This is a genomic window from Janibacter sp. A1S7, from assembly GCF_037198315.1.
Classification (GTDB): Bacteria; Actinomycetota; Actinomycetes; order Actinomycetales; family Dermatophilaceae; genus Janibacter; species Janibacter alittae.
The window spans coordinates 2,043,477-2,058,644 of record NZ_CP144913.1; the positions used below are offsets into that span (position 1 = coordinate 2,043,477).

Annotated in this window: 13 protein-coding genes and 2 tRNA genes; 5 read left to right on the forward strand and 10 right to left on the reverse strand. The window is 69.7% G+C overall.

Features of this window, described 5'->3' with window-relative positions; translation table 11 throughout:
- Positions 1-43 precede the first annotated feature (43 nt).
- Positions 44-469, forward strand: coding sequence for a pyridoxamine 5'-phosphate oxidase family protein (locus tag V1351_RS09775; RefSeq protein ID WP_338747959.1), 426 nt, complete (start codon positions 44-46; stop codon positions 467-469).
- 71 nt (positions 470-540) lie between these two features.
- Here the strand turns inward: V1351_RS09775 and V1351_RS09780 are convergent, their stop codons facing one another.
- Positions 541-1,053, reverse strand: a complete 513-nt coding sequence (locus V1351_RS09780; protein WP_338747960.1) for a DUF3145 domain-containing protein — start codon at positions 1,051-1,053, stop codon at positions 541-543.
- Between the two features lie 275 nt (positions 1,054-1,328).
- Between V1351_RS09780 and V1351_RS09785 the strand changes: the two genes are divergently transcribed.
- The 3 genes from V1351_RS09785 to V1351_RS09795 all read left to right on the forward strand — a co-directional run bounded on the left by V1351_RS09785 (position 1,329) and on the right by V1351_RS09795 (position 2,850).
- The gene (locus V1351_RS09785; protein ID WP_338747961.1) at positions 1,329-2,228 is read left to right on the forward strand and encodes a sulfurtransferase; all 900 of its coding nucleotides are present in this window, start codon (positions 1,329-1,331) and stop codon (positions 2,226-2,228) included.
- Positions 2,225-2,716: a SufE family protein gene (locus tag V1351_RS09790; RefSeq protein WP_338747962.1), complete on the forward strand. Its 492-nt coding sequence runs from the start codon at positions 2,225-2,227 to the stop codon at positions 2,714-2,716. Before V1351_RS09785 ends, V1351_RS09790 begins: the two co-directional genes overlap by 4 nt.
- 60 nt (positions 2,717-2,776) lie before the next feature.
- Positions 2,777-2,850: transfer RNA gene (locus V1351_RS09795), tRNA-Ile, on the forward strand.
- A gap of 14 nt (positions 2,851-2,864) precedes the next feature.
- Here V1351_RS09795 and V1351_RS09800 read toward each other — a convergent pair.
- From V1351_RS09800 to V1351_RS09835, 8 genes are all read right to left on the reverse strand, one after another.
- Positions 2,865-4,460, reverse strand: a complete 1,596-nt coding sequence (locus tag V1351_RS09800) for an asparagine synthetase B family protein (protein ID WP_338747963.1) — start codon at positions 4,458-4,460, stop codon at positions 2,865-2,867.
- A gap of 3 nt (positions 4,461-4,463) precedes the next feature.
- A complete protein-coding gene (locus V1351_RS09805) occupies positions 4,464-5,360 on the reverse strand; it encodes a DUF5715 family protein (RefSeq protein ID WP_338747964.1) in 897 nt (298 codons plus the stop codon).
- 36 nt (positions 5,361-5,396) lie between these two features.
- Positions 5,397-5,942, reverse strand: coding sequence for a hypothetical protein (locus tag V1351_RS09810; protein WP_338747965.1), 546 nt, complete (start codon positions 5,940-5,942; stop codon positions 5,397-5,399).
- A gap of 185 nt (positions 5,943-6,127) precedes the next feature.
- Entirely contained in the window at positions 6,128-7,165 is a 1,038-nt protein-coding gene (locus tag V1351_RS09815; RefSeq protein WP_338747966.1) for a phosphatase PAP2 family protein, read from the reverse strand.
- A 241-nt stretch (positions 7,166-7,406) separates the two neighbouring features.
- Positions 7,407-7,479, reverse strand: a tRNA-Asn gene (locus V1351_RS09820).
- A 57-nt stretch (positions 7,480-7,536) separates the two neighbouring features.
- Positions 7,537-8,043, reverse strand: a complete 507-nt coding sequence (locus tag V1351_RS09825; protein ID WP_338747967.1) for a hypothetical protein — start codon at positions 8,041-8,043, stop codon at positions 7,537-7,539.
- The gene (dnaG, locus tag V1351_RS09830) at positions 8,043-9,965 is read right to left on the reverse strand and encodes a DNA primase (RefSeq protein ID WP_338752510.1); all 1,923 of its coding nucleotides are present in this window, start codon (positions 9,963-9,965) and stop codon (positions 8,043-8,045) included. Before dnaG ends, V1351_RS09825 begins: the two co-directional genes overlap by 1 nt.
- Before the next feature lie 94 nt (positions 9,966-10,059).
- Positions 10,060-11,298 (reverse strand): deoxyguanosinetriphosphate triphosphohydrolase, encoded by a 1,239-nt coding sequence (locus V1351_RS09835; RefSeq protein ID WP_338747968.1) that lies wholly within the window; start codon positions 11,296-11,298, stop codon positions 10,060-10,062.
- A 131-nt stretch (positions 11,299-11,429) separates the two neighbouring features.
- Between V1351_RS09835 and V1351_RS09840 the strand changes: the two genes are divergently transcribed.
- Complete coding sequence (locus V1351_RS09840) at positions 11,430-14,804, forward strand: pyruvate carboxylase (RefSeq protein ID WP_338747969.1); 3,375 nt, start codon at positions 11,430-11,432, stop codon at positions 14,802-14,804.
- 6 nt (positions 14,805-14,810) lie between these two features.
- Here the strand turns inward: V1351_RS09840 and V1351_RS09845 are convergent, their stop codons facing one another.
- A complete protein-coding gene (locus tag V1351_RS09845) occupies positions 14,811-15,107 on the reverse strand; it encodes an antitoxin (RefSeq protein WP_338747970.1) in 297 nt (98 codons plus the stop codon).
- Positions 15,108-15,168: the final 61 nt, after the last annotated feature.

Genomic DNA, 15,168 nt, shown 5'->3' on the forward strand with positions numbered 1-15,168 from the left:
CGGTGCCGGGCAATCCACCGGCACCGTCTTCGTGGAGGTTGCTGTGAACGACACCCCGCCCCGCACGATGTCCGCCGGGGAGTGCTGGCAGGCGCTGCGTGAGCACGAGTTCGGCCGGCTCGCCTACCGCCTGCTGGGCGACGTGCACATCACGCCGATCAACTACGCCGTCGACGGTGACGCGCTGCTCTTCCGGACCGCGCAGGGTAACAAGTTGCTCAGCGCCGTCATGCACGAGCCGGTGGCGCTGGAGATCGACGAGCTGGGCTCGGAGGATGCGTGGTCCGTTGTCGTGCGGGGCCGCGCCGAGGTTCTCGGGGAGACCGACGCCCAGCGGGCGGAGCAGGTCCCGCTGCGCCCCTGGGTCGCCGGGGACAAGGACAGCGTCGTGCGGATCGTTGCGGTGGAGGTCACCGGCCGCCGGTTTCGGCTGTCCAAGCCGTGGGAGCACATCGTGCCCACGTCCTGATGGTCCGGACATGACGAAGGGGGCTGCGCCAAGGAGGAAGCGCAGCCCCCTTCGTCATGGGGCGGTGGTTCCTAGCCCACCTTGTGCAACCACCGCACGGGGGCGCCGTCGCCGGCGTGGCGGAAGGGTTCCAGCTCGGCATCCCAGGCCTCACCCAGGAGCTCACCGATCATGTCCTCGACGGCGTCGCCGGCCCCCTGGGCGAGCGTGATGACCTCGCGCAGTCGGTTCTCGTGGAGGACCACGTCACCGGAGGCGGAGATCGTCGCGTGGTGAATGCCCAGGGTCGGGGTGTGGCTCCAACGGGAGCCGTCCAGGCCCGGGGTGGGCTCCTCGGTCACCTCGTAGCGAACGCCCTCCCAGCCGCGCAGCGCGGAGGCCAGAGTCGCTCCCGTGCCGGGGTCTCCCGTCCAGGAGAACTCGGCACGCTTGAGTGACCGGCCGAGCGGCTGCTCGATCCAGTCGAGGGCCACAGCTTGGTCCAACACGGACTCGAGGGCCCACGTGATGTGGGGACACAGGGCCGTGGGGGTACTGTGGATGAACACCACGCCGCGGGTACTGATGCGCTTTCCTGCAGACATCCTGATCCTCCTTGAGTGCGATGGACGTCTTCCCCAACGCCAGACACTCTGGATCGAACGGCTGCGACGCGTGTCGCGGTGTGCTGCTCGAGCAATATGTGCACCGAAGTGCTTGTGTCGCCATTGTGCCCCACGGATCACAAGAGCACCAGCCCTCACGGTCGTCACACCCGCATCACGGACCGGCAGGGCCCTCCCGTGCCTGCATCGGCGCCGTGTCGGTCCGCGGAGGATGAGACGATGAGGACCGGAGTTTCCCAGCTGGAGGTTGACCGATGGCCCTGCCCTTCGACGACGATGCACGCTTCACCGACTACGCCCACCCACACCGGCTGGTGAGCACGTCTTGGTTGGAACGCCACCTGGGCAGCGAAGGACTCGTGGTCGTGGAGTCCGACGAGGACGTGTTGCTCTACGAGGTGGGTCACATCCCGGGGGCCGTGAAGATCGACTGGCACCTGGATCTCAACGACCCGGTCACCCGCGACTACATCGATGGAGAGGCCTTCTCCCGGCTCATGAGCGCCACGGGGATCGCGCGCGACACGACGATCGTCGTCTACGGCGACAAGTCGAACTGGTGGGCCGCCTATGCGCTGTGGGTGTTCACCCTCTTCGGTCACGAGGACGTGCGGCTGCTCGACGGTGGACGCGCGCTGTGGGACGCCGAAGGTCGGGACATGACGCGCGCCGTGCCGAATCCGACGCCCAGCGACTACCCGGTCGTCGAGCGGGACGACTCGCTCGAGCGTGCCTACCGACCGGATGTGCTCGACTTCCTCGGCGGGCAGCTGGTCGACGTGCGCTCGGAGCCCGAGTACACCGGCGAGCGCACCCACATGCCCGACTATCCGCAGGAGGGTGCACTGCGCGGCGGGCACATCCCCGGGGCGGTGTCCGTGCCCTGGGCGAGAGCCGCGAACGATGACGGCACGTTCCGCTCACGCGCCGAGCTCGAGCAGATCTACCTCACCGAGCAGCGCCTCGACCCGAGCGAACCGGTCGTGGCGTACTGCCGCATCGGCGAGCGCTCGTCGCACACCTGGTTCGCGCTCAAGCACCTGTTGGGCTTTCCCGACGTGCGCAACTACGACGGCTCCTGGACGGAGTGGGGCAACCTCGTGCGGGCCCCCATCGTCACGGGTCCGGAGCCCGGGGAGGTCCCGCAGCGATGAGCGCGGAACCAGCACCCGATGGGCCGGCCCTGCCGGCGGCCCTGGCCCAGGTGATCGAGGACTTCAACGACCTCGAGATCCCCGACCGCCTGCAGCTGCTGCTGGAGTTCAGCGACGAGCTGCCGGCCCTGCCGACGCGCTACACCGAGCACCCCGAGCTGCTCGAGCCGGTACCGGAGTGCCAGTCACCGATCTTCCTGGTCACCGAGGTCGACGGCACCGACGGGAGCGCCGTGGTGCACCTGCACTTCTCCGCTCCGCCGCAGGCGCCGACGACCCGTGGTTTCGCGGGCATCCTGCACGAGGGGCTCGACGGGCTCAGCGCTGCCGAACTGCTCGCCGTGCCGATGGACGTCTCCGAACAGCTGGGGTTGCGCGAGGCCGTCTCGCCGCTGCGGCTGCGCGGCATGGCCGGCATGCTCGCGCGGATCAAGCGTCAGGTGCGGGAGAAGATCGGGCAGGACGGGCTGCCGGCGGACCCACCGTGATGTTCGGTCCGTGCCGCGGTGGGCCGACGTTGTAGGCTGTCGCGGGCCCTGCAGGGCCTCGGGGCGGTAGCTCAGTCGGTCAGAGCACCGGACTCATAATCCGTCGGTCCCGGGTTCAAGCCCCGGTCGCCCCACCGCACGCAGTCGGTCACCCGCTTCGCGACGTGCGTGCCCGAGCGCCACGCCGGGCGGCGCGTGCTGCACTGACGGCGTTCCATCGCACGGCACCCAGCAGATCTCTGCCGTGCTCGGCCGCCGTGTGGTCGGGACGGGCCGAGATCGCCGCGAGGGCTCGGTCCAGGTCGTGACCCTCCTGCCCGAGCACCACGGAGAAGTCACGACGCAGTGGCCCCAGCGCTTCGTACCCTGCCTTGCGGTAGTGACGCGCGAACCACGGCTTGTGGAGTCGGGCCCGCTCGTGCAGGCCGGATGAGTGCGACATGGGGTTCTTCGGCCGGTTGAGGACGTAGTCGGGCAGCAGGTCGGCGAAGGCGTGCCTGAGGATCCACTTCTCCCGACCATCGCGAACCTTGAGCTCCATCGGAACGCGCATGGCCGCCCTGATCAGGGTGGGGTCGAGGAAGGGCATGCGTACCTCGACCCCTTGCCCCATGCCGGTGCGGTCGACGCGCTGCAGCTCGGTCCGGGACAGGTTGCGGATCTTGTGCTCGAAGAGTCGCCGCGCCGCTTCCGGTGGCACCTGGTCGTACATGGCGTACCCACCGAAGAGCTCGTCCGAGCCGTCCCCCGCGAGGGCGATGTCGACGCCGGCCTCCCGCATCCGCGCGAACAACGGGACCGAGACGACGGCGTTGATGACGTCGCCGTACTCCGTGCACTCCGACATCCGGATCGCCCGACGCACATCGTGGCGGCTGATCCGCTCCGGAGGCACATCGATCACCTCGTGTCGTACCCCGAGGTCGGCGGTCAGCCGTCGCGCGTACCGGACGTCCTCGCTGTCCGGGCTGCCGATCGTGAACGCCACGCAGTCCGGGTGGCTCCTGCGCAGCAGGGCCAGGACGAGCGACGAGTCGAGGCCACCGGAGAGGACCACTCCCACGGGGACCTGTGTGCGGCACCGCGCCAGGACGCTCTCCTCGAGCGCCGCGCGCACCAGGGTGCAGGCCCGGTGGGTGTCGGTGACCGGCGTCGTGTCCACGGAGCGAAAGAGGTCGACGTACGGCTTCGCCTCCGGAGTGGACCCGGGCGCAGCCCAGGCGTGGTTTCCCGGCGGGACCTCGTGGATCGAGGTGCCTGTGGGGACCAGTGCCTTCACCTCCGAGCCGACGTGGAGGCAACCGTCGGCCCACGCCCAGTAGAGCGACCGGACGCCCACGGGATCCCGACCCAGGTAGGTCCGACCCGTGCCGACCTCGATGACCGCGAAGGCGAAGTCCCCCCGCAGCCGGGCGACGGCGGTCTCGCCCCAGCGGAGGACAGCCGCCACGAGGACGTCGAGGCTGTTTCCGCACCGAAGGGGGTGTCCCTCCTCACGGAGCTCGACGGCGAGCTCGGCACCGTTGTAGACCGTCCCGTCGAGACACACGATCCACTCACCGTCCCTCGACTGCCACGTACTCGTGGTGTCCTCCTGGCCACGGTCGCTGGTCCGCGTACTCACGAGCACACCCGCGGCCTCGGCGGTCTCCTCGACCTCTCCACGGCCGGCGACGGACTGCCGCATCAGGTCGAAGCGGGCACGATCTGCGTTCGGTCCGATGATGGCAGCGAAGCCGCCCATGGCTCAGTCCTCGGTCCCGGTCGCGCCGTGCGTGCGCAACCCTGCCAGTGCGTCGGGACTGATGCACACGTGCCAGGCCTGCCCCTCGTTGATGACATTGACCCGGCCCTCGTCCTGGTGGGCCCACAGCACCTCGGCGAGCACGTCGCCGACACCGAAGCGCTCGAACCACCGCATCTCGAGGTCGACGGCGTGCCCCGTGCAGTGTGCACTCGGCAGGACCGCCGAGTACCCCAGCGACCGCAGATGCTGCTGGTGCTCGATGCTGCGCGTCATGCTGGTCACCCACAGCGGCGGGGTCCCGGAGGGCACGATCCGGTGGAAGTCGGCGGAGATCTCGCCGAGCAACGTGTTTACCTCCGGGCGTGTCCGCGGGCTCACGACCCCAGCAGTGCGCGGTGTGCGATCCGGCACGATGCGGCGTTCGACGGCTCGGGCCAGCCGGTGCGTGCGGGTCCTGGGTTGCACGCGGCACCGCACCGGGGCCCGACCGTTCCTGCCGCTGCGCACGTCGACGAGTTCAGTGGTCGAGTCCACCGTCTCCGTCGTGCGGTAGGCCGGCACGTGTCCCCACCAGATGGCATCGATCTGGGCCAGCAGGAGGATCCGGACCAGGGACGGCAGGTCGTCCGCGGCGCTCCGGGCGTTCGGCTGGTAGTCGGTGATCTCACGACTCATCGAGTCCATGGCACGGCCGGCTCCACCGGGCGCGAACTCGAGCGCCCGGGCGATTTCCGGAGCGACCCGGCTCCGGTCGAGGAGCTGCGTCACCCGGTGCCGCTGTACCTCGAGGCCCCCGGCGCCCACGTCCGTGACCAACGCATCGACCGCCTCGCGATAGGCCGTGAGGTCGATCGCGAGTTGGGGGACGGAGCCACCGATGGAACCGTCCTGCGTCATCGTCGAGAACCCGTGGGAGGAGCGGAGCCGGTCAGATCACTGGTCCTCATCGGGCGTCATGACGGTGTAGTTGACCGCGGTCGCGTCGGCATCTGCGCTCACCGCGACATTGGCGTTCCAGTCGTCGTTGCTCATGGTGAAAGAGCGCAACTCGAAGTCGTCCCCGCCCATCGAGTTGGTCGACAGGATCTCGAAGCCAGCGGCCTCGGCGCGGGCCTTCAGGTCGTCATGGGTCTGCTTGACGTCGGCGTCCGGGCTGCTGAAGTGCACGGTGAACGACTGGTCGTCGTCACTGCCCATCGACATGGACGCCTGCACCTCGAAGTCATCCGGCAGCGGCACCTCGTCGGGGAAACCCGCGGGGAGCTCGTCACCACCGACCTCCAAGGACCCCTCGTCCGACTCGATGGTGACCTTGCCGTCATCGTCGCTGTCGATGTCGACGTCTCCACCCCCAGCGGCTTCCATCCCCTTCTCGGCGACCTTCTCCCCCGCCTTGTCGGCAATCGTCGAGCACCCTGTCACAAGGGTGGCGGCCAGCACGATGCCGCCGATCCTCCCGATGGTCGCGTGCATGTCCATGATGGCATCCCCGTTCGCGTGGCTTCGTCATCCTCGTGACGATGCGGAAGCAGCGCCGGACGATGAAGGCATGGTTCTCAGCAAACGCTCAGCATAGGGCAAACGGTCGCCGTTGTGTGGGGATCGGATCAGGCGCGGATGTGGTCACGTCGTTGACCGCGATCAGGGTGGGCCGTGAACCGGACTCAGATGGCTCCACCGGTCATCGAGGCGAGCTCCTTCTCCTGCGGGAGATCCAGCACGGACTCTTCACGCACCTTCTTCAGGTGCTCCTTGGTGCAGCCGGTCGCCCAGGCACTGATGGCCAGCGAACCCCAGCCGATGAGCATGCCACCGACGTTGTCCAGCACGTAGTGCCAGCCGAAGTAGAGCGTCGCCAGGAAGGTCAGGGCGAAGAAGACCCATGCAGCCGTGCGCACCATGGCGTTCTGTGCGGTCTTGTGGAGGAAGAGAGCGGCCGCAAAGGTCACCGACACGTGGAGCGAGGCGAAGGCCGCGACTCCGTGGATCGCGTCACTGGTGAGCGGGCTCGTCAGGAACTCCAGCCGATTGTCCAGCAGGGCCTGCTGCAGAGAACTGACGCCCGTGACGGGCAGGTCGGTGTACAGGTCGGGGCGAGAGTAGATCGGGCCGACGGCCGGGATGATGTAGTAGCTGACCACGCCGAAAACCCAGTTCAGGGACAGGGTGGTCGCGTACCAGGCGCCCACCCGCACATCCCGGCTGAGCACGAGGAAGACACCGAGGCTGATCGGCACCAGCGGCATGTACGAGAGGTAGACGAAGGAGAGCAACATCGCCGTGACATCGGTGCCGAGGACCGCGTGCAGAACCGTGGCGGGGTCGTGGCCGAGGAAGAACCACCGGTCGGTCTGCAGCAGGCCCCGGTCGTAGAGCGTGCCGTCCCGATAGAGCGGGAGGACGTTCTTGAGGTTCCGGTAGCCCACGTAACTGACGTAGAACGTCACCAGACCGGTCATGATGTAGAGGGCGCGGCGCAGGCTCCACTCGTGCTTGATCACCTCGGTCACACCGAGCGGGATGCTGCGCCAACCACGTCTGCGCGTGGCCGCGATGAGCACGCCGACTCCGGAGAGCATCAGCCCCAACAGCGGCAGACGGACGTAGGCAGGACCAAGGAAGCCCTCGGGGTCCTTCAACGGGATCCCGAGGACTTGGCTGCCGATGACCGAGGCGATCCCGACGAGGAGGGACACGCTCACCGCAACCGTATACGGCCACTTGCGAACGAGGTGCATCCCCCGATTATGACGGATGGGTGACCGAACTGTGAACTGACACCCGTGGTGGACGTCTCCCGATCAGTCCGGGAGAGCCTCTGCTGTGGGGCTGGTCGCACGCATCGTGGTGTGCGTCACATCTGCGCTCGTGAGGGGCTGCAGCGTGCCCGGACAAGAGAATGCCCCGTGACGTCCGCGTGTGCCGACGTCACGGGGCGATCCGCTCCCCCGGTTGGACTCGAACCAACAACCCTCCGGTTAACAGCCGAATGCTCTGCCAATTGAGCTACAGGGGATCGCGCCGAAGCGCTGCGCCACCATAGCAAGAAGGGGGCCTGTGTCGAAACCAGGACTCAGGGTTCCTGCCCCACCTGCTCCGCCAGGCGAGCGGCGACCTGCTCGGTCACCGCGACGAGCTCCGCGTCGTCGGGGTCGCAACCACGCGCGACGATCGTCTGGGCGAGCACCGCGTCGGTCGTGAGGTCCTTGCGCAGCACCACGCGCGCCCGCCGCGACCGATCCAGGCGCACGTGCTCGACGAGGAGCACGGACGCGTTGACTCGCTCGTGGAAGGCATCGGGGACACCACCCGGGTCGGTGAGGTGCCACTGCCCCCCGGTGCTTCCGTCGACCCACGAGACCACGAGCACCGACCCCTCCGGCTCCCACCGACCGCTGTCCACGAGGTGCCACGGCTTGCCCCCGGCAGCGCCCGCACCGGGAGCGATGAGCCGCCGTGAGGTGATCACGAGCGTCCCGTCATCCGTCGCAGCCGTCGCGAGCACCCGCTCCCCCGACTGGAGTTCGACGTCGGAGGGGACGGCGACCGCCTTGTTCTTCAGGACCTTCAACCAACCCATCAGATGATCTCCTCACGCAGCGCGGCACGTTGACGCTCCAGCGATTGCAGGGACAGCGAGAGCTCACGCAGGCTCTGCTGGTCGGTGGCCGGATCCGCAGCCATGCGTCGCATCCGCGACATCGCGTCCGAGATCCGACGGCCGACCGCCACCTCGCGCACACGGACGAGCAGGGATCGGGTGTAGCTCGCCGGAGGCAGGCCGGTCGACTGGTCGTGCAGGACAGGAAGGGGGGCGACCGACAGCTCGGCGACCAGTGAGGCGACCGCCAACGGCGTCGCCTCGTCGATGCGCCCGTGCCAGGCCCCGAGCGTCTCCCCCTCCCGCAGCGGACCGACCGTACGCACGGCGGCGAAGACCGCCTGGTGCGCCGGTGCGGAGAAACCCTCCGGCTCGACGGCATCCAGGTCCTGGGAGGTGAACAGCGAGGGGTGCTGGAGCATCGCCTGGAGGAGCTGGCGCTCGGCGCGAACGATCGGGTCACGCAGATCGGGTACCGGCACCCCGCTCCCCGCGTCGTCCGCGGTGGGCTCCGGTGTCTCGGGGTTGGCGCGGGTCTCCCCCTTCGCCTCCTCCTTGGCCCGGATCCGTCCGGCCCGGGCCACCTGGTCACGCATCTGCTCGACCTCGACGCCGACCCAGCCGGCGACCGTGCGCACGTACTCCGGTCGCAGCGAGGAGTCACGGATGCTGTTGATGATCGGCGCGACCGCCGACATACCGCGAACCCGCCCCTCGGCGGTGGACAGGTCGAAGCGCGCCAGCGTCGTGCGCACCGCGAACTCGAACATCGGCACCGCGTCGGCCACCAGCTCGCGCACCGCGGACTCGCCCTCCCGCAGTCGCAGGTCGCACGGGTCCATGCCCTCCTTGGCGACCGCGACGAAGCTCTGGCTGGCCCAGCGCTGGTCCTCGGAGTAGGCCTTCATCGCGGCCTTCTGCCCGGCGGCGTCACCATCGAAGGTGAACACCACCCGGGCGGGTGCGAGGTCGGCCTCGTCCCGCATGATCCGACGCAGGACCTTGATGTGGTCGATCCCGAAGGCGGTGCCGCACGTGGCGACCGCCCCCTCGACACCGGACAGGTGTGCCGCCATGACGTCGGTGTACCCCTCGACGACGACGGCCCGTCGGTCCTTGGTGATCGACTTCTTCGCCAGATCGAGTCCGTAGAGGACGCTCGACTTCTTGTAGATCGGCGTCTCGGTGGTGTTGAGGTACTTGGCAGCGATCCGGTCGTTGTCGTACAACCGGCGCGCGCCGAAGCCGACCGTCTCGCCGGTGATGTCGCGGATCGGCCACACGAGGCGACCCCGGAAGCGGTCGTAGAGGCCGCGCGAACCACTCCCGCACAGTCCGCCGACCGTCAGCTCCTCGGCCGTGAAGCCCTTGCCGCGCAGGTAGCGGGCGAGCTCCTCCCCGCCGCGGGGCGCGTAGCCGACCCCGAAGAGCTTCGCCTCCGGGCTGTGGAATCCGCGCTCGCGCAGGAAGTCCCGACCGATCCGTGCTTCCGGGGACTCCAGCAGTCGCTGGTGGTAGAACTCCGCCGCGGCACGGTGTGCCTCCAACAGGCGGGTGCGCCTGCCGAGCCCGACCCCGTCACGGGGGCCACCCCCTTCCTCGTAGCGCAGCTCCATCCCCAGCTTCGCGGCGAGGCGCTCGACGGCCTCCGCGAAGGTGAGGTGGTCCAGCTTCTGCACGAAGGAGATGACGTCGCCGCCCTCGCCGCAGCCGAAGCAGTGGTAGGCGCCGACGGCCTCACGGACGGTGAAACTCGGGGTCTTCTCGTCGTGGAAGGGGCACAGGCCCTTCATCGACCCGATCCCGGCGGGGCGCAACGAGACGTGGTCCCGGACGATGTCGGTGATCGAGGAGCGTTCCTTGACGGACTGCACGTCCTCGGCTCGGATCCGGCCCGCCACCATTCACCTCGTTCCCAGGTCGATTCACTTCTGTCCCCGAGTCTAGGACCAGCACCCCGGGTCCGGCCCCGGGACCATCCACGGGCGCGGGACCTCAACGGCAGTGGGCGCCATGCAGCTCCAGAGCCCGCAGGTCGGTCAGGCCGGCGACCTGGTCGATCACCACCCGCAGCCGGGCGTCCTCGCCCTGAGCGCCCGCCAGGTCGTGCCGCAGGTCGGGGTCGAGCCGCTGCTCGGGGTCCGCCGCGAACCACTGCGCCAGGTCGGCCACGACGTGGCGCTGATGGGCATACTCTTCGTCCCGCTCCCCGGAGAACATGACGAAGTGGGCCGCGACCGCCTTGAGCACCGCGACCTCCGCCAGGGAGTCGTCCGGCACCACGAGCCGGGCATCGTAGCGGCCGAGGTCTCCTGGCCCGTGCACCGACCGGGTCGCGGTCTCCGCCGCGTGCACGAAGCGCCCGATGATCCGTGAGGTCATGTCCTTCAACCCGGCGAGCGCCTGCCTGGACCCGTCGTAGGACTGCGGGACCGCTCCGGTCGCGAGCAGCCGCTCCAGCCCCTCGCCCATGGCGTCACGGCCCAGGTCGGCGGCGAAGTGACTGGCGGCGACGTCGAGCACGGCGTCGGTGTCGTGGGCGTCGCGCAGCTGTCGCAGGTCGAGCCGGCCCGAGGCGATCGCGTCCTCGACGTCGTGGACGCTGTAGGCGACGTCGTCGGACCAGTCCATGACGTCGGCCTCGAGGCAGCGCACGAAGCTGTCGGTGCCCGGACCGCCCGAGCGCAGCCACGCGAAGACGAGGAGGTCGTCCTCGTAGACCCCGAACTTCGGGGTCGGGGCCGGGCCCAGTCCCCGGCGCCACGGGTACTTGGTCGCCGCATCGAGACTGGCCCGAGTGAGGTTGAGACCGGCCGGCCGGCCGTCGGCGTGGACGCGCTTGGGCTCCAGACGGGTGAGGATCCGCAGCGTCTGCGCGTTGCCCTCGAAACCCCCGATGTCGGCGGCGATCGAGTTGAGGGCACTCTCGCCGTTGTGACCGAAGGGCGGATGCCCCAGGTCGTGCGCGAGAGCGGCCACCTCCACGACGTCGGCGGCGCACCCGAGCGCCCCGCCGAACTCGCGGCCGATCTGCGCCACCTCCAGGCTGTGCGTGAGGCGGTTGCGCACGAAGTCGTTGCTGCCCGGTCCGAGCACCTGGGTCTTGGCCGACAACCGTCGCAGGGCAGCGGAGTGGATCAGCCGCCCGCGATCACGTGCGAAGTCGTCCCGATCGGCGCGCTTGTGCACCGGGTCCTCGGAGACCCACCGCTCACGATCGCTCTGGCTGCTCACGTGCGTGAGCCTACGGCGCTCCGGCCGGTCCCCCTGGTCGCCGTCATCTCCCTCCGCGGAACCGGCCCCCGCGGCAGGCTGGTTCGCCAGTAGCCTCGCAGGTGACTGCCGCCACACCCTCGGAGGTACCCGTGTTCCGCAAGATCCTCGTCGCCAACCGAGGCGAGATCGCCATCCGCGCCTTTCGTGCGGCCACCGAGCTCGATGCGACCACCGTCGCCGTCTACCCCACGGAGGACCGCACCTCCGAGCACCGGATGAAGGCGGACGAGGCCTACCTCATCGGCGAGGAGGGCCACCCCGTCCGCGCCTACCTGGACCATGAGGACATCGTGCGGGTGGCCCGGGAGGCCGAGGTGGACGCGATCTACCCGGGGTACGGGTTCCTCTCGGAGAACCCTGCGCTGGCCGAGGAGTGCGCCCGCCACGGAATCACCTTCATCGGCCCCCCGGCCGAGGTGCTCGAGCTGACCGGCAACAAGGCGCGTGCCATCGCCGCTGCCGAGGCGGCCGGCCTGCCGACGCTGGAGGGTGCCGAGGCGACGAGGGACCTCGACGCTCTCGAGTCGGCGGCCGAGCGGATCGGCTTCCCCGTCTTCGTCAAGGCCGTCAGCGGTGGCGGTGGGCGAGGCATGCGCCGCGTCGAGCGGCGTGAGGACCTGCGTGATGCCCTGGAAGCCGCCCAGCGTGAGGCGGAGTCGGCCTTCGGCGACCCCACGCTCTACCTCGAGGAGGCCGTGGTCGATCCGCGGCACATCGAGGTCCAGGTGCTCGGCGACGCCAGCGGCGAGGTGATCCACTTCTGGGAGCGGGACTGCTCCGTGCAGCGCCGCCACCAGAAGGTCGTCGAGATCGCCCCCGCCCCGAACCTCGATCCGGACCTGCGCGAGCGGATGTGCACCGACGCCGTGCGCTTCGCCAAGTCCATCGACTACGTCAACGCGGGCACCGTGGAGTTCCTACTCGGCGAGGACGGACGGTACGTCTTCATCGAGATGAACCCACGCATCCAGGTCGAGCACACGGTCACCGAGGAGGTGACCGAGCGCGACCTGGTCGTCGCGCAGATGCAGATCGCGGCCGGCGCGACGTTCGCCGACATGGGCCTGCGGCAGGAGGACATCCGCACGCGCGGATTCGCGCTCCAGTGCCGGATCACCACCGAGGACCCCGCCAACGGCTTCCGTCCCGACTCGGGGACGATCTCGGCGTATCGTTCGGCCGGCGGGTCCGGGGTGCGTCTGGACGGCGGGACGACCTTCGTCGGCGCGGAGGTCAGCGCCCACTTCGACTCGATGCTCGTCAAGCTGACCTGCCGGGCCGCGACCTTCCCCCTGGCCGTGCGCCGCGCCCGCCGGGCGCTCGCGGAGTTCCGCGTGCGCGGGGTCGCGACGAATCTTCCGTTCCTCGACGCCGTCCTGTCCGACCCCACCTTCCGGGCCGGTGGGGCCACCACGAGCTTCATCGACGAACGCCCCCACCTGCTCGATGCACCCAGCGGCAAGGACCGCGCCACCAGGTTGCTGACCTACCTCGCCGATGTCACCGTCAACCAGCCGCACGGCCCGCGCACCACCGACCTGCGACCGGGGGAGAAGTTGCCCGCCCTGCCCGCCGGTGACCTGCCCGAGGGCAGCGCCGACCGGCTCCGCCGGCTGGGCCCGGCCGGCTTCGCGGCCGACCTGCGCTCACGCACCGACGTCGCGGTCACGGACACCACCTTCCGAGACGCCCACCAGTCGCTGCTCGCGACGCGCGTGCGCACGCGCGATCTCGTCACGGTCGCCGAACACGTCGCCCGGCTGACCCCACAGCTGTTGTCGGTCGAGGCATGGGGCGGGGCGACGTACGATGTCGCCCTGCGCTTCCTGCACGAGGACCCGTGGGAGCGGCTGGACGTCCTGCACGAGGCGATGCCCAACGTCCCCCTGCAGATGCTCCTGCGCGGTCGCAACACCGTCGGCTACACGCCCTACCCGACGACCGTGACCGATGCCTTCGTGGCAGAGGCGGCCCGTAGCGGGCTGTCCATCTTCCGCATCTTCGACTCGCTCAACGACGTCAGCCAGATGCGCCCGGCGGTCGAGTCCGTGCTGGCGACCGACACCGCCGTCGCCGAGGTCGCCCTGTGCTACACCGGCGACCTGCTCGACCCGGGCGAGAGGCTCTACACGCTCGACTACTACCTGCGACTGGCCGAGCAGATCGTCGAGACCGGCGCCCACGTCCTGGCGATCAAGGACATGGCCGGTCTGCTGCGCGCCCCCGCAGCAGGAACGCTGGTGCGCGCGCTACGCAGTCGCTTCGATCTCCCGGTGCACCTGCACACGCACGACACGGCCGGCGGCCAGATCGGCACCCTCCTGGCGGCCATCGACGCCGGGGTGGACGCCGTGGACGCCGCCAGCGCGACCATGGCCGGGACGACCTCACAGCCGTCGTTGTCGGCCCTCGTCGCCGGGACCGACGGGACCGAGCGGCCGACCGGTCTGGACATCCGGAACGTCTTCGCGCTCGAGCCCTACTGGGAAGCGGTGCGACGCACGTACGCCCCCTTCGAGTCCGGGCTCTCCTCGCCGACCGGACGTGTCTACCGCCACGAGATCCCCGGCGGGCAGCTGTCGAACCTGCGCCAGCAGGCGATCGCCCTGGGTCTCGGGGAGCGCTTCGAGGAGATCGAGGACATGTACGCCGCGGCCAACTCCATGCTCGGCAACATCGTCAAGGTGACCCCGAGCAGCAAGGTCGTCGGAGACCTCGCCCTCGCCCTCGTGGGCGCGGGCGCCGACCCGGCGGACTTCGAGGCCGAGCCCTCGCGCTTCGACATCCCCGACTCGGTCATCGGCTTCCTGCGCGGTGACCTCGGTGACCCGCCCGGCGGATGGCCGGAGCCCTTCCGGACCAAGGCCCTCGAGGGCCGGAAGGTGGACCCGCCCTTCGTCGACCTCACCGACGACCAGGAGCAGGCGCTGCGGGAGAGCCCCCGGGAGATGCTCAACGAGCTGCTCTTCCCCGGCCCCACGCAGGAGATGCGTCAGGCGCGGGAGACCTTCGGTGACACCTCCGTGCTCGACACCGGCATCTTCCTGCACGGCCTCGAGCACGGCGCGGACCACGACGTCGAGATCGAACCGGGCAAGACCCTGACGCTGGGCATCTCCACGGTCAGCGAGCCCGACGAGCACGGGATGCGCACCGTCATGGGCACGGTCAACGGCCAGCTGCGTCCCGTCCAGGTGCGCGACCGGTCCGTCGAGGCCGAGGTCGTCGCGGCGGAGAAGGCCGACCCGGACGACGACGGTCAGGTGCCGGCCCCCTTCGCCGGGGTGGTCACCCTGCAGGTCGAGGAGGACGCCCAGGTCGAGGCCGGGGACACCGTCGCGACGATCGAGGCGATGAAGATGGAGGCCTCGATCACCACCCCACGGGCCGGCACCGTCCGTCGGCTGGCGATCGGTGCACGCACGCAGGTCGAAGGGGGCGACCTCCTGGTCGTCGTGGAGTAGCCCCGGTCAGCCGCTCCGGCCCCCGGGAGGCGGTCCGCTCGGCGATGGAGGGGGAGGAGCAGCGCCGCCTGATGGGCCAGGATCGGCAGACCCACCCTGCTCACCGAGCTTGTCGACGCCGTCCTTGGCCGCGCCCTTGGCCTTGTCGAGCTGACCCTCGAAGCGGCCCTTGGTGGCCTTGTTGGCTGCCTCCTCCGCCTTGTCGAGGCCCTGGCCGATCGTGTCGCCGTGCTCGGAGGCGTACTGGCCGGCCTTGTCCTTCAGCTGTCTGCTCCTGCCGAGGAGCGTGTCGAGGAATCCCATGGTGCCCTCCAGATGAGTGCGGGTGTGGTGCCTGACCCTAGTCCCCCGCGGGCAGTCCCGA

What these genes read in the sequence shown, in the direction of transcription:
- V1351_RS09790 (WP_338747962.1), top strand. Translation starts at nt 2,225, where the DNA reads ATGAGCGCGGAACCAGCACCCGATGGGCCGGCCCTGCCGGCGGCCCTG.
- V1351_RS09780 (WP_338747960.1), bottom strand. Translation starts at nt 1,053, where the DNA reads ATGTCTGCAGGAAAGCGCATCAGTACCCGCGGCGTGGTGTTCATCCAC.
- V1351_RS09810 (WP_338747965.1), bottom strand. Translation starts at nt 5,942, where the DNA reads ATGGACATGCACGCGACCATCGGGAGGATCGGCGGCATCGTGCTGGCC.
- V1351_RS09800 (WP_338747963.1), bottom strand. Translation starts at nt 4,460, where the DNA reads ATGGGCGGCTTCGCTGCCATCATCGGACCGAACGCAGATCGTGCCCGC.
- V1351_RS09805 (WP_338747964.1), bottom strand. Translation starts at nt 5,360, where the DNA reads ATGACGCAGGACGGTTCCATCGGTGGCTCCGTCCCCCAACTCGCGATC.
- V1351_RS09825 (WP_338747967.1), bottom strand. Translation starts at nt 8,043, where the DNA reads ATGGGTTGGTTGAAGGTCCTGAAGAACAAGGCGGTCGCCGTCCCCTCC.
- V1351_RS09785 (WP_338747961.1), top strand. Translation starts at nt 1,329, where the DNA reads ATGGCCCTGCCCTTCGACGACGATGCACGCTTCACCGACTACGCCCAC.
- V1351_RS09845 (WP_338747970.1), bottom strand. Translation starts at nt 15,107, where the DNA reads ATGGGATTCCTCGACACGCTCCTCGGCAGGAGCAGACAGCTGAAGGAC.